This window comes from Lactobacillus delbrueckii subsp. bulgaricus, from assembly GCF_046938665.1.
Lineage (GTDB): Bacteria > Bacillota > Bacilli > Lactobacillales > Lactobacillaceae > Lactobacillus > Lactobacillus delbrueckii_C.
In genome coordinates this window covers 204,001-230,105 of the sequence record NZ_JBKZCD010000003.1, presented here as the reverse complement: position 1 = coordinate 230,105, position 26,105 = coordinate 204,001, and the positions used below count along the sequence as shown (strand labels likewise).

At 51.4% G+C, this 26,105-nt stretch carries 20 protein-coding genes and 1 tRNA gene; 16 read left to right on the top strand and 5 right to left on the bottom strand.

Translation table 11 applies throughout. From position 1 onward, the window contains the following. Positions 1 to 94: 94 nt before the first annotated feature. Entirely contained in the window at positions 95 to 433 is a 339-nt protein-coding gene (locus ACLUXO_RS03780; RefSeq protein ID WP_412136376.1) for a glutaredoxin, read from the top strand. Between the two features lie 22 nt (positions 434 to 455). Continuing rightward, positions 456 to 2,408 carry a M13 family metallopeptidase gene (locus ACLUXO_RS03775; RefSeq protein ID WP_412136375.1) on the top strand — a complete coding sequence of 651 codons (1,953 nt, stop codon included), beginning with the start codon at positions 456 to 458 and terminating at the stop codon, positions 2,406 to 2,408. A gap of 306 nt (positions 2,409 to 2,714) precedes the next feature. On the opposite strand, the gene ACLUXO_RS03770 is transcribed toward ACLUXO_RS03775, so the two are convergent. The 3 genes from ACLUXO_RS03770 to ACLUXO_RS03760 all read right to left on the bottom strand — a co-directional run bounded on the left by ACLUXO_RS03770 (position 2,715) and on the right by ACLUXO_RS03760 (position 6,390). Beyond that, the gene (locus ACLUXO_RS03770; protein WP_412136374.1) at positions 2,715 to 4,763 is read right to left on the bottom strand and encodes a KUP/HAK/KT family potassium transporter; all 2,049 of its coding nucleotides are present in this window, start codon (positions 4,761 to 4,763) and stop codon (positions 2,715 to 2,717) included. Between the two features lie 149 nt (positions 4,764 to 4,912). Further along, positions 4,913 to 5,326: a hypothetical protein gene (locus ACLUXO_RS03765; RefSeq protein WP_003614494.1), complete on the bottom strand. Its 414-nt coding sequence runs from the start codon at positions 5,324 to 5,326 to the stop codon at positions 4,913 to 4,915. A gap of 116 nt (positions 5,327 to 5,442) precedes the next feature. Then, positions 5,443 to 6,390, bottom strand: coding sequence for a hypothetical protein (locus ACLUXO_RS03760; RefSeq protein WP_412136373.1), 948 nt, complete (start codon positions 6,388 to 6,390; stop codon positions 5,443 to 5,445). A 213-nt stretch (positions 6,391 to 6,603) separates the two neighbouring features. On the opposite strand from ACLUXO_RS03760, the gene ACLUXO_RS03755 reads away from it, so the two are divergent. The 6 genes from ACLUXO_RS03755 to ACLUXO_RS03730 all read left to right on the top strand — a co-directional run bounded on the left by ACLUXO_RS03755 (position 6,604) and on the right by ACLUXO_RS03730 (position 13,961). Beyond that, the gene (locus ACLUXO_RS03755; protein WP_412136372.1) at positions 6,604 to 6,813 is read left to right on the top strand and encodes a DUF1659 domain-containing protein; all 210 of its coding nucleotides are present in this window, start codon (positions 6,604 to 6,606) and stop codon (positions 6,811 to 6,813) included. Between the two features lie 58 nt (positions 6,814 to 6,871). Beyond that, positions 6,872 to 7,108 (top strand): DUF2922 domain-containing protein, encoded by a 237-nt coding sequence (locus ACLUXO_RS03750; protein ID WP_003614496.1) that lies wholly within the window; start codon positions 6,872 to 6,874, stop codon positions 7,106 to 7,108. A gap of 248 nt (positions 7,109 to 7,356) precedes the next feature. Then, positions 7,357 to 8,559 (top strand): SLAP domain-containing protein, encoded by a 1,203-nt coding sequence (locus ACLUXO_RS03745; protein WP_412136371.1) that lies wholly within the window; start codon positions 7,357 to 7,359, stop codon positions 8,557 to 8,559. A 21-nt stretch (positions 8,560 to 8,580) separates the two neighbouring features. Beyond that, complete coding sequence (locus ACLUXO_RS03740) at positions 8,581 to 10,221, top strand: SLAP domain-containing protein (RefSeq protein ID WP_412136370.1); 1,641 nt, start codon at positions 8,581 to 8,583, stop codon at positions 10,219 to 10,221. Between the two features lie 329 nt (positions 10,222 to 10,550). Next, the gene (locus ACLUXO_RS03735) at positions 10,551 to 11,849 is read left to right on the top strand and encodes an RNA-guided endonuclease InsQ/TnpB family protein (protein WP_412136369.1); all 1,299 of its coding nucleotides are present in this window, start codon (positions 10,551 to 10,553) and stop codon (positions 11,847 to 11,849) included. A 273-nt stretch (positions 11,850 to 12,122) separates the two neighbouring features. Next, positions 12,123 to 13,961 (top strand): monovalent cation:proton antiporter family protein, encoded by a 1,839-nt coding sequence (locus ACLUXO_RS03730; protein WP_412136368.1) that lies wholly within the window; start codon positions 12,123 to 12,125, stop codon positions 13,959 to 13,961. 121 nt (positions 13,962 to 14,082) lie between these two features. Here ACLUXO_RS03730 and ACLUXO_RS03725 read toward each other — a convergent pair whose 3' ends face one another. Together ACLUXO_RS03725 and ACLUXO_RS03720 are read right to left on the bottom strand one after the other, a co-directional pair. Next, positions 14,083 to 15,048 carry a Gfo/Idh/MocA family protein gene (locus ACLUXO_RS03725; RefSeq protein ID WP_412136367.1) on the bottom strand — a complete coding sequence of 322 codons (966 nt, stop codon included), beginning with the start codon at positions 15,046 to 15,048 and terminating at the stop codon, positions 14,083 to 14,085. 47 nt (positions 15,049 to 15,095) lie between these two features. Next, on the bottom strand, positions 15,096 to 15,845 hold the full coding sequence (locus ACLUXO_RS03720) for a hypothetical protein (protein WP_412136366.1): 750 nt from the start codon (positions 15,843 to 15,845) through the stop codon (positions 15,096 to 15,098). Positions 15,846 to 16,008: 163 nt separating this feature from the next. On the opposite strand from ACLUXO_RS03720, the gene ACLUXO_RS03715 reads away from it, so the two are divergent. The 8 genes from ACLUXO_RS03715 (at position 16,009) to ACLUXO_RS03680 (ending at position 26,030) form a co-directional block, all read left to right on the top strand. Further along, a complete protein-coding gene (locus ACLUXO_RS03715; protein ID WP_002877893.1) occupies positions 16,009 to 16,698 on the top strand; it encodes a 2,3-diphosphoglycerate-dependent phosphoglycerate mutase in 690 nt (229 codons plus the stop codon). Between the two features lie 250 nt (positions 16,699 to 16,948). Further along, positions 16,949 to 18,244, top strand: a complete 1,296-nt coding sequence (locus ACLUXO_RS03710) for an LCP family glycopolymer transferase (protein ID WP_412136365.1) — start codon at positions 16,949 to 16,951, stop codon at positions 18,242 to 18,244. Between the two features lie 2 nt (positions 18,245 to 18,246). Continuing rightward, positions 18,247 to 18,864 (top strand): glycerol-3-phosphate acyltransferase, encoded by a 618-nt coding sequence (locus tag ACLUXO_RS03705; protein ID WP_412136364.1) that lies wholly within the window; start codon positions 18,247 to 18,249, stop codon positions 18,862 to 18,864. A 78-nt stretch (positions 18,865 to 18,942) separates the two neighbouring features. Then, entirely contained in the window at positions 18,943 to 21,939 is a 2,997-nt protein-coding gene (locus ACLUXO_RS03700) for an LTA synthase family protein (protein WP_412136363.1), read from the top strand. 76 nt (positions 21,940 to 22,015) lie between these two features. Continuing rightward, positions 22,016 to 23,077, top strand: coding sequence for an acyltransferase (locus ACLUXO_RS03695; protein WP_412136362.1), 1,062 nt, complete (start codon positions 22,016 to 22,018; stop codon positions 23,075 to 23,077). A gap of 257 nt (positions 23,078 to 23,334) precedes the next feature. Beyond that, positions 23,335 to 24,600 (top strand): tyrosine--tRNA ligase, encoded by a 1,266-nt coding sequence (gene tyrS, locus ACLUXO_RS03690; protein WP_412136361.1) that lies wholly within the window; start codon positions 23,335 to 23,337, stop codon positions 24,598 to 24,600. Between the two features lie 95 nt (positions 24,601 to 24,695). Further along, positions 24,696 to 24,768: transfer RNA gene (locus ACLUXO_RS03685), tRNA-Thr, on the top strand. 110 nt (positions 24,769 to 24,878) lie between these two features. After that, positions 24,879 to 26,030 (top strand): GGDEF domain-containing protein, encoded by a 1,152-nt coding sequence (locus tag ACLUXO_RS03680; RefSeq protein WP_412136360.1) that lies wholly within the window; start codon positions 24,879 to 24,881, stop codon positions 26,028 to 26,030. The last annotated feature ends 75 nt before the right edge of the window (positions 26,031 to 26,105 follow it).

Genomic DNA, 26,105 nt, shown 5'->3' with positions numbered 1-26,105 from the left:
GATTTTCATTCCGGCCTTATTTTTTTGCACTTTGATTGAACAGGGAAGCAGTTAACGGGTAAAATAAGAAGATAGTGAGAAAAGGAGGAAAAACATGCTTAAGGTTTACGGGACAAAAATCTGTCCGGACTGCATCGCCTGTGAGGCCAGTTTTAAAAAGTACGGCATCGACTACGAATTCGTTAATATTTTCGCCACCATGCCGGATTTCAAGGAATTTTTGCGCTTGCGGGATGCCAGTCCCGCCTTTGCTCACGCTAAGGAGCAGGGCAGCGCGGGGATTCCGGCCTGCGTCAAGGAAGACGGGGAAATTTTTACCGACTGGGAAGGCTTCTTAAAGGACCAGGGCTTAGAGCCAATCTGGCCGGAAGCTGCTGACCAGGCCAAGGCTGAAATTGAAGCCCAGTGCGACCTGCGCCAACACAACTGCTAGCTGAAAAAAGGAGGAAAAAATATTGAACAATAAATTTGCCGTCCGCGGCGGCAGCGGCGACACGACTGTCGTTGACAAGACTGCCCGCCCGCAGGACAACCTGTATTTGGCCGTTAACTCTGACTACCTGGACCAGCTGGAAATCCCGGCTGACCGGTCCCGGATGGGGAGCTTTGACCAAATCGCTGAAAACGTGGAAAAGAGCCTGATGGCTGACTTCGCGGCTTTTGCCAGCGGGGAAAAGGAAGTACCGGACCTGCCGAACCTGGCCAAGGCCGTTGAACTCTACAAGCTGGCCAAGGACTTTGACAAGCGGAACGCTGATGGAGCCGAACCTATCCAGGCTGACTTGCAGAAGCTGGAAGGCTTGAACAGCTGGGCTGACCTGCAAGGCGCGGCAGCTGCCTTGGCCAAGGAAGGCTTTGACCTCCCATTCTCCTTCTCCGTTGACGCGGATATGAAGAATACCAAGGTCAACACGGTTTACTTCGGCGGGCCCCACCTCTTTTTGCCGGACACGACCACTTACGAAAGCCCGGACGCGGAAAAACTCTTGGGCGTGTTAAAAGAACAGACCCTCAAGCTCTTCCAAATGGCCGGGGTAAGCGCAGAAAAAGCCGCTGAATATGTGGACGGGGCCCTGGCTTACGACCAGCGCCTGGCCAAGGTGGTCAAGTCCAGCGAAGAATGGGCTGACTACCCGGCCATGTACAACCCGATTTCTTTGGCGGACTTCAAGGGCAAGTTCACCAGCTTTGACATGGGCCAGTTCTTAACAGGCTTCCTTGGCGAAGAACCAGAAGTTTTGATCAACACGGAACCCCGCTACCTGGACCAGGCAGAAGGTCTTTTGAACGAAGCCAGCTTCAGCGAAATCAAGGGCTGGATGCTGGTCAAGTTCATCAATGACGTGGCTTCCTCCCTGTCGCAAGAATTCAGAGAAGCTGCCTTCCCGTTCAGCCAGGCTTTGACCGGCCAGCCGCAACTGGCCAGCGGGATCAAGCAGGCCTACCGGATTGCCAACAGCACTTTCAGCGAAGTTGTCGGCGTCTACTACGGGCAGACCTACTTTGGGGCCGCGGCCAAGGAAGACGTTTTGGGCATGATCAAGCGGATGCTGAAGGTCTACGAGGACCGGCTGGCCAAGAATGACTGGCTCTCCCAGGCAACTAAGGACAAGGCCATCACCAAGCTGCAGGCCTTGATCTTGAAGGTTGGCTACCCGGACAAGATTGAAGACATCTACAACCGCCTCCAGGTTACCCCGGCTTCAGCCGGCGGCAGCCTTTACAGCAACCTGCAGGCCGCCAGCCAGGAAAGCATCAAGTACAGCCTGGAGAAGCTCCACCAGCCGGTTGACCGGACTGTTTGGCTGATGCCAGGTAACCTGGTTAACGCCTGCTACGACCCGCAGAGAAACGACATCACTTTCCCAGCGGCCATCCTGCAGGCACCATTCTACAGTGCTGATCAGAGCCGGGCAGCCAACTACGGCGGGATCGGGGCCGTGATCGCCCACGAAGTTTCCCACGCCTTCGACAACAACGGGGCCCAGTTCGATGAATTCGGCAACATGAAGAACTGGTGGACCGAAGCTGACTACAAGGAATTTGCTGACCGGACCAAGGCGGAAATCGCCCTCTTTGACGGGCTCAAGTTCGGCCCGACCACTTTGAACGGCAAGCAGATCGTGTCCGAAAACATCGCTGACCAGGGCGGCTTGACCGCGGCCATGACCGCCTGCAAGGAAGAAGGGCAGGGCCTGGAAGACTTTTACGCCAACTGGGCTAGAGTCTGGGCGCAAAAGTCCCTGGAAGCAGCCATCAAGATGATCGTTTCTGTTGACGTGCACGCGCCAGGCCCTCTGCGGGCGAATGTCCAGGCCCAGTGCCAGGACGAATTCTACGAGACCTTTGACGTCAAGCCGGGCGACGGGATGTACCTGGCTCCGGAAGACCGGGTCAAGATCTGGTAGTTTTTCATAAAATTTCATAAGCAACAAAAAAGCAGTCATTCCATCAATGACTGCTTTTCTGCTGCTGTGTGTTTGTCTAATATATGTGTGTGTAAAAGAGGAAAAGAAAAAGAAAAATTAATTCCTATAGGAGAAGCAACTTCTTGCTTCTGACTATGGTTATATAATAACGGCCCTTTGTAAAAAAGCTGTGATCAATCTGCTTTGCTTCAATGAAAAAAAGTTTGTAATTTTCTAGAGTGTTTAAGACTTTCTAAAAGCAAAAACAGCAAGCTTTCAACTGCTTGCCGTTTCTTTATTTACTAATTACTTCTTTTTGTCCTTTTGCTTCTTGTTCAGCATGGTCTTGCTGTAGTCAACCGGAGCAACCCGCTTGATTCTTTCAGGCTCTTGCTTACCAAGGATCAAAGGCACGCGTTCGATGACCGTGTCCGCGAATTCCAGGCCGAACCATTGAGCCGGGTTAGGCGACAGGTTCTGCAGCTGGACGCGGGCCTTGACCAGCCACTTCTTGTAAGAAGACAGGGTGGTCGAAGGTGAGATAACGTCGTTGACAATGACGAACTTGAAGTCACCGACGTCCCGGCCAGGAGTAGTCGTGTATTCCTGCGGCTGGGCCTCGATCGTGTTGTCCTTGATCAAGTCGTGGACGATCTGGCGCAGGTAGACGTTAACGCTGGTCTGCTTCTTGAAACCAAGGTAGAGCTGGATGTTGATCACGTTCTTGGTGCCAAAAGTGTTGACCGCGTATTCAGCGGTAAACGGCTCGTTGGTCACGTTGACCGTGACAAACCAGTAAGCCCGGGCCCGCTTAGGCCGCTTGTCCAGGATTGAGTAGAGGACTTCCCGCTTGATGAACTTGTTGTACTTGACATTGGCCATGTAAACCAGGTTGTCAGCGTAAGTCGGGTAGTTGTCGTCGTGGCTGAGGTCGGTCAGCATGTCCGTGTATTCATCCAAGCGGACATAAGCATTGCCGGCTTCGTTTTGGTCCCGGACCTTGTTGCCGAAGTACCAAACGACCATGACAGCAGCGATCAAGAGGGTGATCAGCAGTGATACGTAACCGCCGTGGGTGAACTTGCTCAGACTGGACCCCATGAAGAGGATGTTGATCGTACTGAAGAAGATCACGAAGAGCAGGTTGGCCAGGTTGTGGCCCTGCTTGAGCACCAGCCATTCGTAGAGCAGGATGGTGGTCGTCAGCATGGAAATGGTGATGGACAGACCGTAGGCTGCTTCCATGTGGGCTGAGGTTCTGAAGAAGAGAACCAGGGCGATGGTGGTAATGCCCAGCATTCTGTTGATGGCCGGGATGTAGATCTGCCCTCTTTCATCAGATGGGTAGAGGATGTTCATCCGCGGCAGGAACTTCAAGTTGATGGATTCAGCCACCAGGGTAAAGGAACCCGTGATCAGGGCCTGGGAAGCGATGATCGCGGCCAGGGTAGCCAGAACGATTGACGCCAGCCGGATGTTTTCCGGAATCATGGCGTAGAAGGGGTTGATTTCAGTGGCTGAGTGCAGGTTGGTGTTGTTTAAGATCCAAACCCCTTGCCCGAAGTAGTTCAGGGAGAGGCAGACGAAAACAAACGGCCAGGAGCCGATGATGTTCCCCTTGCCGACGTGGCCGACGTCGGAGTAAAGGGCTTCGGCCCCCGTGGTGGCCAGGAAGATGGACCCTAAGATCGCAAAGCCCGCCTTGTTGTAAGGACTAAAGAGCAATTTGATCGCGTAGTAAGGGTTCAAGGCCTGCAGGATCCACCAGTTGCCGCCGATGTTGATCAAGCCCATAACGCCCAGGAAGGCGAACCAGACAAACATGACCGGACCGAAAGCCTTCCCGATGATGCTGGTCCCCATCCGCTGGATGGAGAAAAGCACCAGCAAAATAACAATAGTAATGACTAAGACCGTGGTCTGGTTGCTGACCGGGACATTGCCCTTGCCAAATTCCAGCCCCTTCAGCCCTTCAATGGCGGTGGTAACCGTCACGGCCGGGGTCAGAGTCCCGTCGGCCAGGATAGCGGCCCCGCCGATCAAGGCCGGCCAGACCAGCCAGGCAGCCTTCTTTCTGATCAAGGCGTAAAGGGCGAAGATACCACCTTCGCCGTGGTTGGTTGCCTTCAAGGCGATAATCACGGTCTGCACCGTCGTGAGCAGGGTTACGGTCCACAGGATCAAGGAAATGGTCCCGATGATCAAATCCCGGCCGACCGTATTGAGCCCGCCGTTGCCGGCGATTACGGATTTCATGACATACAGGGGACTGGTCCCGATGTCGCCGTAGACAATCCCAATCGCGATCAAGAGGCCAGCGGCCGTCATGCGATTGCGTTTATTTTCTTCTTCCATAGCAATTAAATACTCCTCAAACTAAAAAGTCTGTGATATACAACAATAACTTTAAAGCTTTTGTTTAGATCTAACAAGTAAAAAAAGAATGCCAGGAGACATTCTTTTTACTGTAATTTTCTTATATTTGGAGTAAAGTTTCAAGCCCTTTAGGACAAACTGCTTTCGATCTTCGCGCGAACGCCTTCGTACCAGTTGCTCCAGTCTTCGTAAGTAGTCATCGCTTCCGGGTCAACGCCGGTTTCTGCGGTCATCTTGTCGAGGATGGCTTGGAAATTGTGGGCGTGGTCGATCAGCACGTGCTTGACCAGGTTCTTGCGGGAGAATGGCTGGTTGAGCAGGAGGTAGTGGTTGATGTTGACCATATTGTGGTCTTCGTCAAATTCACTGATGATTTCCAGGTCGTCGCGTTCGAAAGAAGAAACGTAGAAGTTGGCGAAGTTGACCAGGTAAGCCGGCTGGTCGGCAACTTCGCGTGCTGGCATGGTTACGCGTTCTGGTTCAGGCATCACGATCTTGAACATATCTTCATTGCTGCGGATTTTCTTTTCTTCTTCTGCCAAAGTTGTAGCTCCTTTTTAAATAAAAGTCTATAAAGTCAATAGTAATTTTAACGGCTTTAAGGTCAGAAAGCAAGCGCCAGGCCCCCATAAATCAAGGCCTGGCGCTGAATTATTTCTTATTTGCCTGACTTCAGGTAGCCTTCGACGTCATCCTTGGTGATGGAGTCGATGGTGGTGTGGCCCTGCTGGTAGGCGTAGTTGAACAGGTTGATCAAGTCCTGCGGGCTCCAGCCGGCCGTGCTTTCGCCCAGGTTGTCAAGCTGGGTGCGGATCTGCTGGACGTCCCGGCTGGTCACGGTGCTGCCGCCGACCTTGTCATTGTTGCTGGTCCCGGACCCTTCAGCCTGGTTGCTGGAAGAGCTGGCTGAGCTGGAAGCGGCAGAAGATGAGCTGGAACTGGATTCCTTGCTGCTGGACTTGCTGGAAGAGTCTGAAGAGTCTGAGCTAGAGCTTTCAGAACTGGAGCTGGAGTCTTCCTGCTTGCTCTTGGCTTCCTTGAGCAGGTCCTTGACGTTAGACCGGACCTTGGCGTAGTAAGCCCCGTTGATGTAAGGCAGGTCTAAGATGCTGCTGTAGGTGGAAACGGCGCTGTCGTAGTCGCTGTCTTCCATGGCCTTGGCTGCCTTCTTTAAGAGCGGCTTGATTTCACTGTCGTAGTTGTCCTTGACGGCCTTGAGCTGTTTAACCAGCTTCTTAGCCTGGCTGGTCATGACACTGTAGCCGCCATCTTGCTCCTGGGCCTTTTGGGCCAGGTTCAAGGCGCTGGCGTACTTGACGGTCGTCTTGGCCAGTTTCACGGAGTCGGCCAGGTTTTCGGCCTGGGCCTGGTAGTTTTTGGCTTGGGCAGTTGCCTTAGCCTGGTAGGCCTGGTCAAATTCATCAGCGGCCTGGCTGTACTTCTTGGCTTTTACGGCCTCTTTGCCGGCCTGCATGTGGCTGGAGTAGCTGGAACTTGCCGTCTGCTCCTGGCTCTGCTTTTGCTGGCTGGAGTAGAAGTAGGCGCCAGCCCCGCCCAAGGCGAGTACGGCCACCACAACGATGGACCAGATAGTCGATTTTTTCATAAATAACCTCCTCGTTAATCTTCCCAATTATACCAGATCAGCCACCTGCTTTAGCCGGCTGGCCCAACTTGTAATGCTTCCTTAACAAAAAGTGGCCGACTTTTGCTTCTTGAAACGTTAGTATCAGTGCAGGCCCAAGGCGCCGGGGCCGGCCGGAGCGAAGCCCGCTGCTTCGCGGCAAGATTGATTTTTTATAGAAACAGGAGAGAAAAAATGAACTTTACTTTAGCTGACCAAAGCATTCAATATACCTTCAAGGCCGAAAAGTATGACAAGGGGCAGATGCAGCGCAGCCTGCAAAACGTCAAGCTGGACGCCAGCCCGGAAAGCCTGGTCAAGGTGGGCCAGGCCATCAGCAAGCTGCAGGGCGACGAACTGACTGCCTTGACCCTGGTCCAAAAGCACAATTTGACCTTGGCCTAACTCTTTGACGCGGAAACTACAGATGAAAATTTTTGAGTAAGAAACAGGAGAAAAAATCATGACTACGACTACCGAATTGCAATTAACCTTTAAGTCCAGTGCCGGCAAAAAGAAGAGCCTGAACCTGCCATACGCGGTCAAGGGCTTGAGCGCGGACGTGGTCCGGGAGGCCGCGGCCGCCATCGCCGGCGAGGGCGTATTCGTCAAGGAAGGGGAGGTCCTCTATGCTGAGCCGCTGGCTGCAAACTATATTGAACGTACTGTTACGGGTGTGTTTGACGATAGTAATCATTAGACAGATCTGGCCGCTTTAGCCGGATGCGAAATTTATACCCAAGAGGCGGCCTGGCCGCCTCTTTTCTTTTTATGTTTTATGCAGCTTCGCCCTTAGCTTGGAAAGGGGGGAAAAGCAGTTTTTTCCTATAAAAATTGTAATTGCTTAGGAAAATTGTTACTTTTACTTTACAGAATGCGCGTTCGATTGTAACTAGAGCGCTGAGCACATACAATAGAGGTTACGATTGAATTATTAGGAGGAAATTAATGAAGAGAAGATTTTTGACTGGACTTGCTACCGCAGCGATGCTGACTTCCGTCGCCGTTCCAGTGACCAACAACATGTTTCTCTCAAATCAGGCAGTTGAGGCATCAGCCACCAGTGATGCCTTTTTAAGCAAGGTCAGCCTGCAGGCGCAGAAGACGTCCAAGAAGTACGGCGTCTACGCCTCTTTGATGCTGGCCCAGGCTGCCTTGGAATCTGGCTGGGGGACTTCAACTCTGTCCACCCAGGCCAACAACTTCTTTGGGATGAAGGCTACTGGCTGGACCGGGGCAACCTATAGCGTCAAGACAGCTGAACAGACTTCCAGCGGCAAGACTTACTATATTACGGCTGCCTTCAGAAAGTACAGCAGCTACCAGGCATCTTTTGACGACTACGGCTTGAAGATGCGGACGACCCTGGGCAATTACGGCAGCTTGCGCTACAGCAAGACCTGGCTGGAAAATGCCTCAAGCGCTTCAGCTGCCGCTAAAGCCATCAAGGCTGCCGGCTACGCGACTGACAAGAACTACGCCAACAAGCTGATCAGCCACATCGGGACCTACAACTTGACCAAGTATGACCCGGTTTACTCCGACACTAATTACACGGCCAAGGTAGCCAAGTCCGGGGCAACCTACCTCTACCCGACTGACCACTCTGTTTCACCAAAGAAGTCTTACGTGACCGCCGGCCAAACGGTAACGGTTACCAAGACCTACACTTACTACAATGGCAAGAAGCGGATGTACCTCAAGGGCCTGGGCTGGATCAACGGCGAAAGCCTGAACACTGGCAGCTCCCAAGCGCCAAGTGCTGACAATGCCGCTAGCGTTTCCGGGCAAATGAAGGTGCTGATGCACTCAGCAGCTATCTACACCAGTACCGGTGCCAAGAGCACGGCTAAGTCGGTCAAGGCTGGCAAGAGCGTGACGACTTACGGGTCAGTTACGATCAACGGGGCCAAGTACTACCGGGTCAACTCCGCTAGCGCTGACCAGTTCATCAAGGCAAGCAATTTTGATGGGACCAGCCGCAAGCTCAAGCACAATGCCTACATCTACAACAATGCGGGCAAGCGGGTTGGCAAGACCAAGTGGCTCAAGGGCAGCACCCACACTGTCTACGGCGGCAGCGTGAAGATCAAGGGCAAGCAGTATTACAGCGTTGGTCTTAACCAATATGTTAAGAAGGCCAACTTTTAAGCAGACGGGGAAGAAAACTGAATGAGATTTAGAAGATTTTTTACCGCGGCGGCGGCAACGGCAGCTTTCGGCCTGGCCTTTACTTTTGGCCAGGGACAGACGGCCCAGGCTTCAATCAACAGTGATGCCAAGAAGAAGACTTACAGCGGCACCAAGTCTCTGGAAAACCTGCTCAAGGCGGCAGGTTTGTCATATAACCAGTTCAACAGCGTGGCCAATGGCAAGAAGTACGGCAGCCGCTTCGGCTACCGGAACGGGGTCGGCAAGCCGGAAGGGATCGTTGTTCACGAAACAGCGACTCCTGGCGCTACGGCCTGGGATGAAGGCCGCTACTTCAACAACAACTGGACTAGCGTCTACTCTTACGTCCACGCCGTGGTCGACAACAGCCAGACCATCCAGTTGATGTCAACTGACTATGGTACTTGGGGAGCAGGGCCAGTGGCCAACGTCCGCTACATCCAGATTGAGCTCTGTGAAGTTTCAACCCGGTCCAAGTTCGTGCAGAGCGTAGCCAACGATGCCTACTACATCGCTACTCTTTTGCACCAATACAACTTGACCCCATCCCGGGCAAGTAAGAGCGGGACAGGCACCATTTGGTCCCACAATGAAGTCTCCCAGTACCTGGGCGGGACCGACCACGGGGACCCGGACGGCTACTTTGCTAAATGGGGTTACTCCATGAGCGACTTCTACAGCTTGATCACTTACTACTACAACAAGCTGGGAACCAGCAGCAACAGCAGCAACAGCGGCAACACTAATACTGGTTCAAACACTGGAGACAACAATAACACTAGCAATAATACAAACAATAATACAAACAATAATACCAACAACAGTGGTTCAAACAGCTCCAGTCAAGCACCAGCCACCCAGCCAGTATCAACCAAGACTGTCAAGCTGATGCGGAACTCCTACAGCTATGATGCTTCTGGCAAGAAGCTGGCCGTCAAGACTTTGAAGGCAGGAAGCAGCCTTAAGGTTTACGGGTCAGCCGTAACGATCGGCAACGCCAAGTACTACAAGTACGCTGAAGGCAAGTACGTGAAGGCTGGCAACATCGACGGGACCAGCCGGACTTTGACGGGCAATGCCTGGACTTACACCAGCACTGGCAGCCGGGAGACGTCAACAGCCAAGCTCCTCAAGGGGACTGCGGTCACGACTTACGGCAGCCAGGTCAAGATCAAGGGCAAGGCCTACTACATGACTGGCTTTACCAGCAATAATGTGGCTAAGTACGTTAAGGCAAGCAACTTCCAAGCCAAGCCAGTGGAAACCGCCACGACCAAGCGCTTGATGCGGAACTCTTACAGCTATGACGCTTCTGGCAAGAAATTGTCAACGGCCAAGCTGACTGCAGGTTCTTACCTTAAGTTCTACGGGTCAGCCGTGACGATCGGCAACGCCAAGTACTACAAGTACGCTGAAGGCAAGTACGTGAAGGCTCGCAACATCGACGGGACCAGCCGTACTTTGACCCACAACGCTTACGTGTACACGGTCAAGGGAGCCCGGAACTGGAACGAAGCTAAGCGCCTTAAAGGCACGGCCGTCGTAACTTACGGCAGCCGGGTCAAGCTTAGCGGCAAGTACTACTACATGGTCGGCTTCTCCGGCCAAACCGCCCTGTACATCAAGGCCGGCAACTTTTAATTGAAGATAAGGAACGGATTTAGGTTTAGCCTGGGTCCGTTTTTCTGTCTTAATTTAGCGATTATTGTATAATTAGAAAAAACTGTAATTAGTGAGGAGCATAATACTAGTGGTGAAAAAACGTGTTTAATGTGCTTGATTATATGTAAGAGTAAACAGATAGGTGCCAAGCCGAATTAGCGTAGGGAATTCCGAAACTTTTCTTTAGGTTAGAGCCCAAATTTTCGTTGCATTTAGAAACATATGTTTGGAAAATCGCAGGAATACGTGCTAAAATATTCCTCGAAAAAAGATTGAAATGATATGGTTCTGAAAGGCGGTGAGATTAAATGGCGGAACAGATAGGAGAAGTACCAGCTGTATTAATTCAGACAAGAGTCTATGAACTACATCCCAACAAGACTATGAGAAGAGTTTTGGATGAAGCTTGTGACTATCGCCGCTATTGCTGGAATCAAGGCCTTGCCTTGTGGAATGAAATGTACAAGGCAAGACAAGCGCTTAAATCTTCTTTGGACTCCGACTCCAAAAAGCTGACCGAAGAGAAGAAAGTGTTGCTTAAAGCAAAGCCTTCGCCGAGTGAACGAAGAGTTCGTAATATGTTAGTTGCTGATAAAAAAGACTGGCAGTATACACAGTCAGCCCGGATTCTGCAACTGGCAATTTCTGATTTGGGTAAGGCTTGGAACAATTTCTTTGATAAAGCCCAACCAGGCTGGGGCAAACCAAAATTTCGCTCAAAGCGGGAAGCCAGACAAGGCTTCAAAAGTGACCGAAGCAAGATCAAAGATGGGATTCTTTATTTGGAACGGGCAAAAGAAAGCAGCGTTCCAAAAGATCAATGGCGTGGCTTTAAGCTGAGCGAAAAGCCTTTGTCAGATGAATTTGGTGTTGTCAGCTACTTCAAAGAAAAAGGCCGTTATTACGTTGCCATCCCGTATAAGATCAAGGCTGAAGATGTTAAGTTGCCAGACAAAACAGGTAAAGCTACCGCGGTTGACGTCAATGTTGGTCACTTTGATTACACGGGTGGCCGGGTGAACGTACTGCCTAAGAAGCTTGATAGAATTTATAAAAAAATCAAGCACTATCAAAGGCAGCTTGCCAAAAAGCAAGTCAAAAATGGAAAAGCCGCTTGTGAAAGCGAGAACTACTTGAAGACGAAAGCCAAGCTTCAAGCATGCTATCGCAAGGCAAACAATATTCAAAACGACTTGATGCACAAGTTTACAACCGAACTGGTCAATGACTACGACAAGATCGTGATCGAAAATCTGTCGGTCAAGGGCATGCTGATGAGCCACGTAGCTTCAAAAGGTGTTCACCGGTCGATGTTTGGTAAATTTAAGCAGATCTTGACCTACAAGTGCGATTGGTATGGTAAGGAACTTATTCTGGCAAATAAGCTGTATCCGTCTACTCAGCGTTGTGCGGCTTGTGGTAATGTCAAAAAAGGTGATGACAAGATCACCCTTTACGGAAACAAGAAGCATGGTACTAAACACAATGAGTACGTCTGCTATAACAAAAAATGCCCGAACTACAATAAGGTCGTAGATCGGGACAAGAATGCGGTGCTCAGTCTTTTAGCGCTGACTGAGCATCCAGGATTAAATCATCCGCTATAAATTTCAAAGAAAGGAGAATTAATGGCTAAGGCCCTGGCCTTAGTCATGCGGGTTGGCTGTACCCGAGGATTGGCGAGAGCCTTTCCATGAAGTTGCAAGAGTGGTGCTTCGGTACTTGCGCTGGTCAATGCGGTTACCCCCTTGTTGGGATATCGGAATACCGGTGATGACGGCAATAAGAAAAATGTCTGTATTCATGTCTTTGGACATACGTAGTCAAATATTACTATTTGGCTACATTGCACACGTTTTTTGCAGCAGATACTTTTTAGCATGGAAGGACTATCACTGTTTTTAACGGTCTTCTTGGCCCTGGTGATTCCGATCGTCATGGCCCGCTTGCGGGTGACCACGGTGCCGACCGCCGTGGCCGAGATCATCGTCGGGATCTTGATGGGCAAGAGCTGTTTGAACCTGATTACCCAGACTTCCCAGCTGACTTTTTTGTCCAACCTGGGGGTCATCGTCTTGATGTTTTTGTCAGGGATGGAAATCGATTTTGACTTGCTGAGCCCGAAAAAGCATACCCGGGCCCGGAAGTCAGAGAGCGGCAAGCAGGTCAAGCCCATGGTCGTGGCTGCCTTCGCCTTTGGCGGGGTAGCGGTGGCCTCGATTTTGCTGGCTTTAGGGATGAAGGCCCTGGGTCTTTTTAACGACGTAGCCCTGGCTTCGATCATCTTTATGACCGTGGCTTTAGGCGTGGTCATCGCGACTTTAAAGGAAAAAGAAATCCTGAGCCGGCCGATCGGGCAAACGATCTTGCTGACGGCGGTCATGGGGGAAGTTATTCCCTTGCTGCTTTTGACCATCTATTCCACCGTTAACGGCGGGGATGCCCGCAAGCTCTGGCTGATCATCCTCTTGTTTGTGGCCGCGATTATTCTTTTGCGCCGCTTTAAGCGGCCTTACCTGTGGTTTGCCAAGGTGACCAAGGCTACAACCCAGCTGGACGTCCGCCTGGCCTTCTTCCTGATTTTTGCCCTGGTGACGGTGGCAGAGCAGGTTGGGGCGGAAAACATCCTGGGGGCCTTTTTGGCCGGGATGGTCATGAAGCTGCTGGAGCCAACCCAGGCGACCAAGGACAAGCTGACTTCCATCGGCTACGGCTTCTTTATCCCGATCTTCTTTATCCGGACCGGGGTCAACCTCAACTTGAAGCTGCTCTTCGCCAACCCGCAAGCCTTGATGCTGCTGCCGGTTTTGGTCATCTGCTTCTTCTTAGCCAAGCTGCCGGTTACTTTGACCTACATGCGGGCCTTTAACAAGCGGAATGCTTTTGCCGGGGGCTTTTTAACGGCAACGACGATCACGATCGTTCTGCCGACCCTGCAGGTAGCCCGGAAGCTGAACGCCATCACGGCGACCCAGTCCAGCGCCTTCATTTTGGCGGCGGTCATCGTCTGCATCGCCTGCCCGATCGTCTTCAACGCAACTTTTGCCTTGACGCCAGAAGACAAGATCAAGGAAAAGGTCGTGATCTTCGGCCTCAATGCCGTGACCATGACCGTCTACCAGGACCTGCACGACTCCTGGTATTCAGTTCAGGTTCTGACCTGCCGGAAGGAAAAATACGACACCTACAAGAGCAAGGTCAAGAATCTGAAGCTTTTGCCTGACCGGAAGCTGGACACTTTAGAAGCAGCCGGGGCCTTTGACACCGACATCTTCGTGGCCACCTTCACTGACGACCAGGCCAATTTGGAAGTGGGCCGGGCAGCCAAGCAGGCTGGGGTCAAGCGGGTTATCGTCAGCCAGGGCAAGGTTGTGGCTGATACGGTCGACCAGCTCAGAGAGGAAGGCATCGAGCTGTTTGCCTTCAACAACCTGCATGGGGCCATGCTCCGGGCCTTGATCGAATCACCAGCCGTCTACCGGATCATCACGGACACCAACAATGCCCTGTACGACGTGGTGGTCAGAAACTCGGCCTACACCGGCCGCCAGCTGATGGACTGGGACTTCGTCGACCAGATCACCGTTTCCCGGATCCGGCGGGGGGACAAGTGGATTTCCCCGCATGGGTCAACCGTGATCGAGCCGGGCGACGAACTGATCTACAGCGGCCCTTGGCGGGAAGCCGACCGGATTCACCAGCTTTTGAGCCGGGAATAGAAAACGACTATATCAAAAAATCGCTCTGCCAGCCGGCAAAGCGATTTTTCTTGTTTAGTTCTCTATCTCTCTATCTCTCTATCTCTTTATCTTTCTGTTTTTGCTATTTTCTGCTTTTTCCTTAAGGCATGCAGTCCCTGGCTGCTTCCAGGACGGCGATGACCTGCAGGCTGTGGGCGAAGGCCCGGTCAGCAGCAGTTTTATCCTTTTGGTCAAAGATCCGGATGAATTCAGTGAATTCCGGGATCATCCGGTGCAGGTCAGGGTCAAAGTCCTTGTCAGTCTGCCCGTCTGCCGTTTCCAGCCGGTAGCTTCTGATGTCACCCGGGCTGCCAATAAAGCTGATCGCCCCTTTTTCCCCAGCGATGAGGGAGGGGTTGTGGGCAAAGGCTTGGGAGTCCTTGGCCGCGGTTAAGCTGGCCTGTTTGTCGTCATAGCCCAGGACTAAAACGCCGGAAGTGTCGACGCCCTTTTGCAGGTTAGGGAAGTAGTGGACGTCCAAAGGCGCCCCAAAAAGGCTGACGGCTAAGTGGATGTTGTAGACGTTCAAGTCCAAGAGGGCTCCGCCGCCCAGACGGGGGTTGAAGGCCGGGGCGATGTCGCCGGCCAGGAAGCGGTCATAGCGGGAAGAGTACTGGGTGTAGTTGAGGCTGACCACGTGAACCGGGCCTAAAAGCCGCAAGTCACTGGCCAAAGATTTAAAAGCTGGCAGGTAGCGGTTGGTGATGGCCTCGGTAATGAGGCAGCCCTTCTGGTCGGCCAGCCGCTTGAGCTCTAAGGCTTCTTCAGTGGTGAAGACGAAGGGCTTTTCACAGATCACGTTCTTGCCAGCTTCCAAAGAGTCCAGGCACATTTGGTAGTGCATGGAGGAAGGGGTGGCTACGTAAACCGTGTCAACTTGGTTGTCTTTGAGCATTTCCAGGTAGTCGTCGTAGACTCTGCTGATGCCGTATTGGTCAGCCAGTTCCTGGCCGGTGGCCGCTGACCGCTTGGTTGTGGCGATAGCGGCTAATTTTAAGCCGGGCAGGGGAAGGGCAGTGAGGAAGTCTCTAACGATCTTGCCGCTGCCGATAATACCGAGTTGCATTTTTTTGCCTCCTTAATTTGTACCTTACATTTTGTATTGTCTGTTTTCTATTTATTCAGCCGGCTGACGTCGACGGAATTCTTGCTGACCGTCTTGGGGATGGCCAGTTTTTTCTGCTGGTTGACCTTGAGCATGGACAGCTTGGTTGAGCTGGTTTGCCCCTTGACCTTGTACTTGGCGTAGATGGCCAGGCCGGTCAGCTGCTTTTTCTGGCTGAAGTCGATGGTCATCTTGATTTGCTGGAGCTTAGCCTTGGCCATTTGGCTGTCGCTAGACAGGCTGGCCAGGCCGTTGGTTTCCGTGATCTCTTGCCAGAGGCGCTGGCTCTTGCCCGTGTAGCTGAGCCGCCAGCCATTTTTTATCCGGCTGACGGAAAAAAGCTTGGCGCTCTTTTGGCTGAGGGTCAGGGTGTCCATGTCCTTGACCAGCTGCTGGAAGTGGGAGATGGTCGTGAACTGGCTGAGCTTGGCCTTGTACCAAGCTTCCTGCTGGTCTTTATAGTATTTGACATAGGCATAGCGCTGGCCCACCCACATCTTGACGTTCTGGTCCCCGCTCTGGGTTAAGTCCGCCTGCATGACGAAGGGAGACCGCTGGTAGTTGATCTGGCCGTAAAAACGGACTGGTTTATTTCCCGTATAATAATGTTCGTCGATCTTCAGCTGGAAGTTAGCAATCTTGCTCTGCTGGGCCTGTTTGACCAGGCTCTGGGGGCTGGGCTTGGCGCAGGCGGTTAAAAAGAGACTGACCAGGGCCAGAAGGGTGAGCAGGTGAATTTTCTTTTTCTTTGACGGCATAGTATGAATCACATCCTTATCCTTCAATTCTAACAAATCACTGACTAATTGTTAGCGATTCCAGTCAGAAAAAGTGCTTTTTTTGCCTTTAGGACTTTGAAAAGGCCGCGAGAGGCCGTATAATAATTAGTGAAACGTTTAATTTGCTAAAGGAGATTTTTTAATGTCTAAATTAGTTTTAATCCGTCACGGTCAAAGTGAATGGAACCTTTCAAACCAATTTACTGGTTGGGTTGACGTTAACTTGTCAGACAAGGGTGTTGAAGAAGCTAAGAAGGCTGGTCGTTTGATCAAGGAAGCCGGCTTGGAATTTGACCAAGCTTACACTTCAGTTTTGACCCGTGCGATCAAGACTTTGCACTTTGCTTTGGAAGAAAGCGGCCAACTCTGGGTTCCAGAAACTAAGTCCTGGAGACTGAACGAACGTCACTACGGCGCTTTGCAAGGCTTGAACAAGGCTGAAACTGCTGAAAAGTACGGCGACGAACAAGTTCACATTTGGCGTCGTTCATACGACGTTTTGCCACCAGTTTTGGCTGACGACTCAGAATTCAGCCAAGCTAACGACCGTCGTTACGCAAACTTGGACCCACACATCGTTCCTAAGGCAGAAAACCTGAAGGTTACTCTGGACAGAGTTATGCCATTCTGGGAAGACCACATTGCTCCAGACCTTTTGGCTGGCAAGAACGTGATCATCGCTGCTCACGGTAACTCACTGCGTGCCTTGACTAAGTACATCGAAAACATCTCTGACGAAGACATCATGGATGTTGAAATGAAGACTGGTGAACCAGTCGTTTACACTTTCGACGACAAGTTGAACGTTGTAAGCAAGGAAAAGCTGGACTAAGTCCTCTTTCCCTGATTAAAGCGAAGCTCCGGCTTCGCTTTTTTTGTTGGACTGATTAAGGATTGACAGATGGCTTGCGAAGATGATAGCTTAGATAGGAAAGTTGTGCACAGGGATACTTACGGAAAATATCGCGCGCCCGCTTTGGCTGTTTTTTACAATTTCAATAAGAAAAGGCAGCAGGCAAAAGTTGGCGGTGCTTTTTTGCTATAATACAGACTAATGTCATTTTTTAAGTAGGTATCAATTTATGAAGAAAGAAGACAAGCTGGGCATTCCTGAGACCAGGCAGCATGCCAGAAAGCGCAAGCAGAAGCGGATCCGCAACTGGATCATCGGTATTTTGGCGGTTGTCTGCGCGATTGCGGCCGGAGTGGGCCTGTATGCCGCCCATTTGTACAAGACGGCTGAGCAGGCGGCCAACAAGGCTTATGACTCAGAAAACGCGGTTAAGACGACCTATGGCGAATTCAACGGCAAGAAGCCTTTTGCCGTCATGCTCTTAGGGACCGACACTGGGGCCTTGGACAGAACGGAAAAGCGCGGCAATACTGACACGATCATCGTCGTTGTGGTCAATCCGAAGAAGAAGAACTACACGATGATCTCGATTCCGCGGGACACCATGGCTGACATGGTTGGCGATGATTCAAACGATGTGCAGAAGATTAACGCGGCCTATTCGATCGGCGGAGCCAAGATGGCCATGCAGACCGTCTCTAACCTCTTGAATATTCCGGTCAAGTACTATGCCCTGGTTAACATGGGCGGGCTGATGAAGCTGGTCGATTATGTCGGCGGGATTTACGTGACGCCGCCTCTGACCTTTACCTACAGCGGCTTTCCTTTCAAGAAGGGGGTCCGCCAGCACTTAAACGGGCAGGCGGCTCTGGCTTACAGCCGGATGCGCTATGATGACCCGCAGGGTGACTACGGCCGGCAAAAGCGGCAAAGGGAAGTCATCACCAAGCTGGTCCAGAAGCTGGCTACGGCAGATTCACTGACGAACTTCAGCAAGATTGCCAATAACCTGTCATCAAACGTGAAGACCAACTTAAACTTCCAGGCTTTGAAGTCGATCTTGGCCAACTACTCAGACTGCACTTCTTCTAGCGACAGCGACTACCTGCACGGCTACAGTGCTTATGTTAGCGACGCGGCCTACCAAATCGCGCCAACCAGTGAACTGCAGCGGATTTCCAACAAGATCAGAAAGCTGCTGGGCTTGAAGACGGCGACCGTCTCCAACCGGGAAACCGAGCTGAATAGCTTAAACGAGACTGCTGGCTTTAAGTTTGGCAGCGGCGAGACCCAGAACTACACGGTCTATGATCCGGGCACGACGGCTGACAGCGTCAAGAGCGGCAAGACAAGTTCAAAGTCCAGCTCTAGCTCTAAATCCAGCAGCCAGGCTTCCAGCAGTACAACTGCCTACAGCACGAGTTCCGGCAGTACAGATTACTCTGGCAGCACAAATTACGATACGACTTATAGCTACAGTTATAATTACAACTACAATACCAATCCGTTTTCAGGGGGCTATTAAAGGTGCTTAGCAAATTTTTTGCAGTAATTATCGGCTATTTGTTTGGCAACTTCATCAGCGCCATGTTCGTGGGCAAATACTACCTGCACAAGGATCCGACCAAGTACGGGTCAGGCAACCCGGGCACGGCTAACATGGGGGCGGTTTTCGGTAAGAAGGCGGGGATTCTGACCTGCATCGGCGACTTGCTTAAGACCCTGCTGGCCATTTGTCTGGTCTATGCCATCTACCAGCAGCACTTGCTCACGGCTTATACGGGCCTGGGCGTGGTCTTAGGCCACTGCTTCCCGGTCTTTAACCACTTTAAGGGGGGCAAGGCGGTGGCCGTGACGGCCATGGTCACGGTCCTCTACGACTGGCGGGCGGGGCTTATTACTCTTTTAATAGCCCTGGTCTTGACCGCAATCATGCAGAACCTGACCATCCCGCCTTTGGTTTTCATGCTGTCTTTCAGTATTTACCAGCTGACCAGGTCACTTGAGCCTGGCCTGGTTTTCTTGATCATGACGGCGGTCATGGCCTTCAAGTTCCGCTACGATATCCGGGACTTTTTCACGGGCCATGGCAAGCGGGTCGATATTTTGTATACGATCAAGAAGAAATTGGGAATTTTGAAATGATTTCTTGATCATTTTTTAAAAAAAGCTGGGTATAATGGATAATGAATTTGCAAAAGAAAGAGAATAATTCCGATATCGATGAGTGAACAAACACAATCCAGAAAAACTCATAACCTGCTGAAGTACGGCTTTCTAGTACTGGCGGCTCTGGTGCTTTTGCTGCAAATGTTTAATTTCAGAAGCAGCATGCTGAAAAGCTCAATTACCTACCTGCGCCACCTGCCGCTAATCGTGGAAAGCGCGACCTATTGGTTTATTCCAATGGTCTTCGGGGCCGTTTACAGCAAGCGCAAGCTGCGCTTTAACGAAGGCTTCAAGGCCTGGACCATCATGGAAGTAACCCTCTTGGCCTACTACCTTGTCTTCTTTATCTCCAAGCCATGGCACTTAAATGCCTGGCGCTTCTGGGGGATGCTGTTCCCGGTCTTGACGTCAACGGTCGTCATGATGACGGGGATCATCTTTGCCCTGTTGGTGCAGCCGGTCATTTTTGACTGGCAGGAGAAGTTCAGCAAGAAGCAGAGCTTGATCATTTTGATCGCCTTGACCTTGCTGGGCTTTACCCTGTCAGCCGGGACTTACGAGATGAACTACTCCATCTATGGTCTCTACCTGGCTCTGCCATTTGCCTGGGGGATGTTCTTAGGGAAGGTTGACTTTTCCGTCAAGCAAACGGTCATCTTTATTGTGGCCGGTATCCTTTCCCTTGGCCTGGTAATCGTCGGGGTAGCCGGCTTTAACGCCGTTTACTGGTCACAGATCATGTCCTGGCGGGCCAACCCGTCATCATGGAACTACCAGTTCCTGCTCAACGTGACCTCACCCTTCATCTTTATTATTGCCTTGGCCGCTTTTGCTATTGCCCGGCCGGCAATTAAGGCTTTGGAAGCAAAGGACCTGGACTTCCTGGTTCCGCTGATTGTCTTCATGCAGGCGCCAATTACCTCCGAGTTCGTGACTTCATTTAAGTACGGCACGGGCAGCCGGCAATTGAACCGGATGATCACGATTTTGATCATGCTGGCCATTGCTATTGCTTGGCACTGGCTGATTGAACGCTACTTGTGGCGCTTCAAGCCAGTTAAGCGGGTCAACCGCTTCTTGTATGAAAGCAAGAGCTTCGGGGCAGCGGCTGAAGGGGCCTTTAACCGCCTTTGGGGCTGGATGAAGTACCACCGGACCAACCTTTTGACTTGGACCTTCTTCTTTATCCTGTCCTTTGCTTCCTTCTTGGTTGAATCCGACAATATGCGGATCCAGATCACGACTGCTTCCAACGTCAACGCCGTAGTCTGGCTGGTTGGGACCAAGCTGGGGGCCTTGATTTTGACGACAATCTTTATTGACGCCTTCTTCACCATCCTTTACTTCGTCACGACCAGATACTGGGTTTCCCTCATCACGACTTCCACGGTCGTGATCGCCTGGGCGGTTGCCAACAAGATCAAGCTTGACCTGCGGGGCGAGCCAATCTACCCAAGTGAACTGTCTGAAGTAACCAACGCTGACAGTTTGCTGAGCATGATCGGGGGGCAGAAGACCTTGATCATGATCCTGCTGGCTTTGGCTGCTGTTATTGCCTTGATGGTCTTCTGCGAAGTTAAGTTCAAGGTCAAGAAGCGCGGCAACTGGAAGCGGCGGGGGCTGTGGGCCCTGGCCAGCCTGGCCCTCTTTATGACGCCGAAGTGGTTTAACCACCAAGGCTCAGCTATTTACCGCTTGAACCGGGCCTTTGACAACAAGCAGTCCTTCCGGAACCCGGAAAGAGATATCCAGGTTAACGGGCCGATTTTGAACTTCCTCAACTACATCGACTTGCAGATCATGGACAAGCCAAGCAACTACTCCAAGAGCCAGATTCAGAAGCTCTATGAGAAGTACCAAAAGGTGGCTGACCAGATTAACAAGACCCGGACTAACGATTTGTCCAAGCAGACCGTGATCTTTAACTTGAGTGAAAGTTTCATCGATCCATATACCTTCCCGACGATCAAGTTCGCCAAGGGGACCAAGGATCCGATTTCTTACATCCACTCACTGAAGAAGACGACCACTTACGGCAGCATGCTTAGTGCCGGCTACGGTGGTGGTACGGCCAACATGGAATGGGAATCACTGACTGGCTTTAACATGGGCTCCTTCAGCACAACTTTGACTCCTTATGTCCAAGTCGTGCCGCAGTACCAGTACTACCCAACCATTGGGGCCAACTTCAATTACTCTTCAGCAGTTCACCCATTCATCGGGACTTACTACTCAAGAATTGAAGACTACAAGCGCTTCAAGTTCAACAAGTTTGTTTACGTTGGTTCCAAGTACAAGATCGTGGACCAAAAGAAGCTGGGGACCAGTTCCTACAACTCCGACTTCACGACTTACGCCAACGGCTTGCGGCAGATCAACTCCCGCAAGGGCGGCCAGTTCATCAACCTGATTTCAATTCAGAACCACATGCCGTACAACAACTGGTACCCGAAGAACTACTATGCCGGCAAGATTTCCGGTGATCTTTTTGACGACGGCACTATCAGAACGCAAGCGGCGACCTACATCATGGGGACCCACTACACTGACCAGGCGGTCAAGAAGTTCATCAAGCAGATTGACAAGATCAAGAAGCCGATCACCATGGTCTTCTACGGTGACCACTACCCGTCAATCGTTTCCCAGTCATACACGTCTAAGTACCCGATTCAAATGCACTCGACCCGCTACTTCATCTACTCCAACAAGTACGCCCGTCAGCACGGGGCTAAGGCTAAACTGACTTCTAAGACCAACTACGTCAACACCAGTGACTTCATCGCCATGATGCTGGAACAAACGGGCAGCAAGGTTACGGCTTACCAGGCACTTTTAACTGAAGTGCACAAGAAGCTGCCAGCCTTGACCATCAGCTACAGCGATGACACCGGCTTTACCCTGGTTGACCAGAAGGGCAAGGAAGTTGACCCGAAGACCTTGACTAGCTCACAACAAGCCCTGCTCAAGGACTACGAAATGATCCAATACGACATGACGGCTGGTTCAGCCTATGCCTTGAAGATCAAGGGTTTCTACACCATGAAGAAATAATTTGATTTATTGCAAGAAAAGGGACTAAAGAGGATTAGTCCCTTTTTTTGTTTTTTGAAATAAAAAGGGGGAAATGATGGCTCAGAAACAGCGCGTCGCCTATCTCGATTACCTCCGCCTGCTGGCGATTTTCGGGGTAATCACTATCCATGTGGCCACGTCTCTCAACTTCTACCGGCAGGATTACGCGAGCTTAAACTGGCAGATCCTCAACTTCTGGGACGGTTTGAGCCGCTTTTGCGTGCCGGTTTTTATCATGATTTCCGGGGCCATTTTTCTGAATCCGGATTTTGACTTGAGCTGGGAAAAGCTTTTTAAGAAATACCTGCGCCGGATCGTAGTCAGCTACTTAATCTGGCAGCTGATTTACTGCGGCTGGTACTATTTCGCCAAGGGGGGCGACCTGGTGACCGTGGCTAAGTTCCTGATCGGCAGCTATGACCACCTGTGGTATCTGCCGATGATTGCCGGTCTTTACCTGGTGACGCCGCTTTTGCGGCCGCTAGCCAGAAGACGGCAGCTTCTCGAATACTACCTTTTGCTGGCCCTGCTCTTTGCCTGGCTTTTGCCGACCGGCCTGGACTTAATCCGCCTTTGGCCAAACGCGCCCAAGCATACGGCTGACGCGCTTGCTGCTTTAAACCGCCTGCTGGGCAAGCTGGACCTGCAAACGGTAATGGGCTTTGGGGGCTACTACATGGCCGGCTACTACTTTAGCCAGGCCCACATGAGCAAGCGTAACCTGTATTTTGTCCAGGCCCTGGGCCTGCTGGGGGCTGGAGTGACAATCGGCTTGTCTGGCTGGCTGACGGCGAAGGCCGGTCATTTGCGCCTGACCTTGTACAGCTATAATTCCTTTTTTGTCCTGCTGGAGAGCAGCGCGCTTTTTCTCAGCCTGCAGACGCTCAAGCCCCGGCTTTGGTCAGAAGAAGTTTTAGGGGAATTGGCCGGGTCTGTCATGGGCATTTACCTGCTGCACCCGCTGCTGATTTACTACTGGGGCAAGACGCCTGTCTGGCAGCTGGCGGCAAGTAATTCTGCCTGGCTGCCTGGCTTGGTAATTTTGATTTTTGCCAGCAGTCTGGCTATCGTCTGGCTCTTGCGCAGGAGCAGATTTTTGGCCCGCTGGTTTTTATAGGCTTGACCCTAAGGCGAATTCATGTTATTTTTATAAAAACGCGACAGCGAAGTAGCTGCCTGGTTCAGCGTTCAGAGAACTAGCGGTTGGTGCGAGCTAGACAGGCCAGGCAGACGAAATACAGCGCGGGGAAGGAGAACCCCGTTAAGAAGCTCCCAAGAGGCACTTTGTGCGAACGTGGGTGGTACCACGGCTAAGACAGAATTTAGTCGTCCCTGGATCTTTTGATCCGGGGACTTTTTTATTTGGAGGCAGAAATGGCTAATTTTGACATTTTGGAAGATTTGAAATGGCGCGGCGCCATCAACCAGGAAACTGACGAGGAAGGCTTGCGGGATTACCTGGCCAAGCATGACGACCTGGCCCTTTACTGCGGGACTGACCCGACGGGTGACTCCCTGCACATCGGTCACTTGATTCCCTTCATGATCTTGAAGAGATTCCAGCTGGCCGGCTACAAGCCAGTCATCGTTATCGGCGGGGGCACGGGCTCAATCGGTGACCCATCCGGCCGGTCAACTGAACGCGTCCTGCAGTCTGAAGAAACCATCAAGCACAATGAAGAAGCTTTGACGGCGCAGATGGTGAAGCTTTTTGGCACGGAAAACTTCCGCATCGTCAACAACCGTGACTGGCTGGGCAAGATGACCCTGCTGGAATTCCTCCGCGACTACGGCAAGCTCTTCCAGGTCAACAACATGCTGAACAAGGAAGTGGTAGCCAGCCGACTGGAAAATGGGATCTCCTTCACTGAATTCTCCTACCAAATCCTGCAAGCCATCGACTTCTACATCCTGAACCGGGACCACGGCGTCCAGATGCAGATCGGCGGGGCTGACCAATGGGGTAACATCACGGCCGGGATCGACTTGATCCACCGCCTGGAAGGGGCAGACCGGCCAGCCTTCGGTTTGACCATCCCATTGATGCTGAAGGCCGACGGGACCAAGTTCGGCAAGTCCGCCGGCGGTGCTGTCTGGCTGGACCCGGAAAAGACCAGTCCTTACGAATTCTACCAATTCTGGATCAACCAGGACGACCGGGACGTGATCAAGTACCTCAAGTACTTCACCTTCCTCAGCCACGAAGAAATCGACGCCTTGGAAGAAAAGGTCAAGACTGAACCTTGGAAGCGGGAAGCCCAAAAGCGCCTGGCTGAAGAAGTAACCAAGTTCGTTCACGGCGAAGAAGGCTTGAAGGAAGCCCAAATGGTCACTGAGGCCCTCTTCTCCGGCAACGTGAAGGACTTGACCACCAAGCAGGTAGAAATCGCCCTGGCCAAGGCGCCAAGCGCTGAGAGCGGGGCAGAAAAGAAGAACCTGGTTGACTTCCTGGTTGACACCAAGATTGAATCATCCAAGCGGCAGGCACGAGAAGACGTTAACAACGGCGCCATCTATGTCAACGGCGACCGGATCCAGGACACCGACTTTGAAGTTGACCCGGCGGCTGCTTTTGACGGCAAGTTCGTCATCATCCGTAAGGGCAAGAAGAAGTACACCCTGGTGCACATCAAGGGCTAAAAAAGATTTTTAGAAAGTTTCCAGTTGGAAGCTTTCTTTTTTTGTTTACTTTTTATCCTTTTGCCGAAAAGAAGCCGGCATGTTACAATTAAGGCGCTGCTGTAGCTCAGGAGGTAGAGCACCGCCGTGGTAAGGAGGAGGTCGCCAGTTCAAATCTGGCTAGCAGCTTAAAAAAGCAACTAACTGATCAGTAAAAGTGATAAAAATATTTGCATCGCTCTTCAAAATACTGTTATACTAAACATTATTAGTCAATTGTTATTTTGGAGGAGAATCGCATGCAAAAAATTAGGGCCAGATTGCTGGTCATTCGTCGGCGGTTCGCCAATTTCGCCAATACAGCTGTCATTGTATTGGCTATTTTTGTGGTCGTTTTAGCCGCGATCGAAACCCGGACACAAGACTTTACGGTCGATGACGGGAAGTTTTACCTGCTGGACGGGAGATACCTGCTGTCTCATTTGCTGATCGCGTTTTTGCTAACTGCTTTGCTGGTTATGCTGCGCTATTTTTTGCAAAAGCAGAGGCAGCTGGAATACATGTCCAGCAGGGACGATTTGACAACGCTTTTGACCCGGACTGCCTTTGATGACCAGGTCAATGATTATATCCGCCTGCATCCGAATGCTCAAGGCAGCTTCGTCATGCTGGATGTTGACAACTTCAAACTGATCAACGATGTTCATGGCCACAGCGTGGGCGACCAGGTTTTGGTAACTTTGGCCATCAATCTGGAAAGCGTCTTGGGGAGCGAGTCGATTATCTGCCGCAATGGCGGGGACGAATTTTGCGCTTTTGTTCCAGGTGAGGATGATCATAAAATCGCGCGCATGGCTGAACTGGACCAGGTCTTTTCTGCTAAAGACCAGCAATACCCTTTTTCTATTTCCCTGGGTTACGTCCATTATCCCCAACAGGCAGTCTCAATGGCTGATGCCTTGACCAAGGCTGATACGGCTCTTTACGTGGTTAAAGATGAGGGGAAAAATGGCTGGCGGGAATACAACGATGCGATGATCCGGACCGGCCGGAAGCAATTCAGCTTTACTTTAAGGGAAGTAGCTGATAACTTGCCGGTTTCCTTCCTTATCTGCCAGGCAGAAGGGAACAGAGAAATCCTGTTTGCCAATCAGCCGCTCTTGGAAATGCTGGGTTTTAAGGATTTCACGGATTTACTCGCCTTTACGGCCGGCAAGCTGCTGGGCATGATTTATCCCTCTGACCGGCCGTTGGTTGACCTGGTTGTTGCTGAAGATGTGGAAAGGCAAAGCCGCCAGCCCCGTTTATTATCCTGCCGTCTGCTGACCAAGGAGGGTGAATGCCGGAAAGTCTTTGGTAAGACCCGGCTGGTTGAAGATGTCCGTTATGGCAAGGTCTTTTACATCACCTTGTCATTGCAAAAGGACTATAAAATCTCAAAAGAGAACTAGGAACTCTAGTTCTCTTTTTGCTTGCATTTTTACAACCGTCCGCTATAATTGAAAAAATAATTACAGCACACATGG

Bases quoted from the DNA above. Each gene is read 5' to 3' on its own strand.
- ACLUXO_RS03780 (WP_412136376.1), top strand. From the start codon at position 95: ATGCTTAAGGTTTACGGGACAAAAATCTGTCCGGACTGCATCGCCTGT.
- ACLUXO_RS03770 (WP_412136374.1), bottom strand. From the start codon at position 4,763: ATGGAAGAAGAAAATAAACGCAATCGCATGACGGCCGCTGGCCTCTTG.
- ACLUXO_RS03760 (WP_412136373.1), bottom strand. From the start codon at position 6,390: ATGAAAAAATCGACTATCTGGTCCATCGTTGTGGTGGCCGTACTCGCC.
- ACLUXO_RS03755 (WP_412136372.1), top strand. From the start codon at position 6,604: ATGAACTTTACTTTAGCTGACCAAAGCATTCAATATACCTTCAAGGCC.
- ACLUXO_RS03750 (WP_003614496.1), top strand. From the start codon at position 6,872: ATGACTACGACTACCGAATTGCAATTAACCTTTAAGTCCAGTGCCGGC.
- ACLUXO_RS03745 (WP_412136371.1), top strand. From the start codon at position 7,357: ATGAAGAGAAGATTTTTGACTGGACTTGCTACCGCAGCGATGCTGACT.
- ACLUXO_RS03740 (WP_412136370.1), top strand. From the start codon at position 8,581: ATGAGATTTAGAAGATTTTTTACCGCGGCGGCGGCAACGGCAGCTTTC.
- ACLUXO_RS03735 (WP_412136369.1), top strand. From the start codon at position 10,551: ATGGCGGAACAGATAGGAGAAGTACCAGCTGTATTAATTCAGACAAGA.
- ACLUXO_RS03730 (WP_412136368.1), top strand. From the start codon at position 12,123: ATGGAAGGACTATCACTGTTTTTAACGGTCTTCTTGGCCCTGGTGATT.
- ACLUXO_RS03725 (WP_412136367.1), bottom strand. From the start codon at position 15,048: ATGCAACTCGGTATTATCGGCAGCGGCAAGATCGTTAGAGACTTCCTC.
- ACLUXO_RS03720 (WP_412136366.1), bottom strand. From the start codon at position 15,845: ATGCCGTCAAAGAAAAAGAAAATTCACCTGCTCACCCTTCTGGCCCTG.
- ACLUXO_RS03715 (WP_002877893.1), top strand. From the start codon at position 16,009: ATGTCTAAATTAGTTTTAATCCGTCACGGTCAAAGTGAATGGAACCTT.
- ACLUXO_RS03710 (WP_412136365.1), top strand. From the start codon at position 16,949: ATGAAGAAAGAAGACAAGCTGGGCATTCCTGAGACCAGGCAGCATGCC.
- ACLUXO_RS03700 (WP_412136363.1), top strand. From the start codon at position 18,943: ATGAGTGAACAAACACAATCCAGAAAAACTCATAACCTGCTGAAGTAC.
- ACLUXO_RS03695 (WP_412136362.1), top strand. From the start codon at position 22,016: ATGGCTCAGAAACAGCGCGTCGCCTATCTCGATTACCTCCGCCTGCTG.
- tyrS (WP_412136361.1), top strand. From the start codon at position 23,335: ATGGCTAATTTTGACATTTTGGAAGATTTGAAATGGCGCGGCGCCATC.
- ACLUXO_RS03680 (WP_412136360.1), top strand. From the start codon at position 24,879: ATGCAAAAAATTAGGGCCAGATTGCTGGTCATTCGTCGGCGGTTCGCC.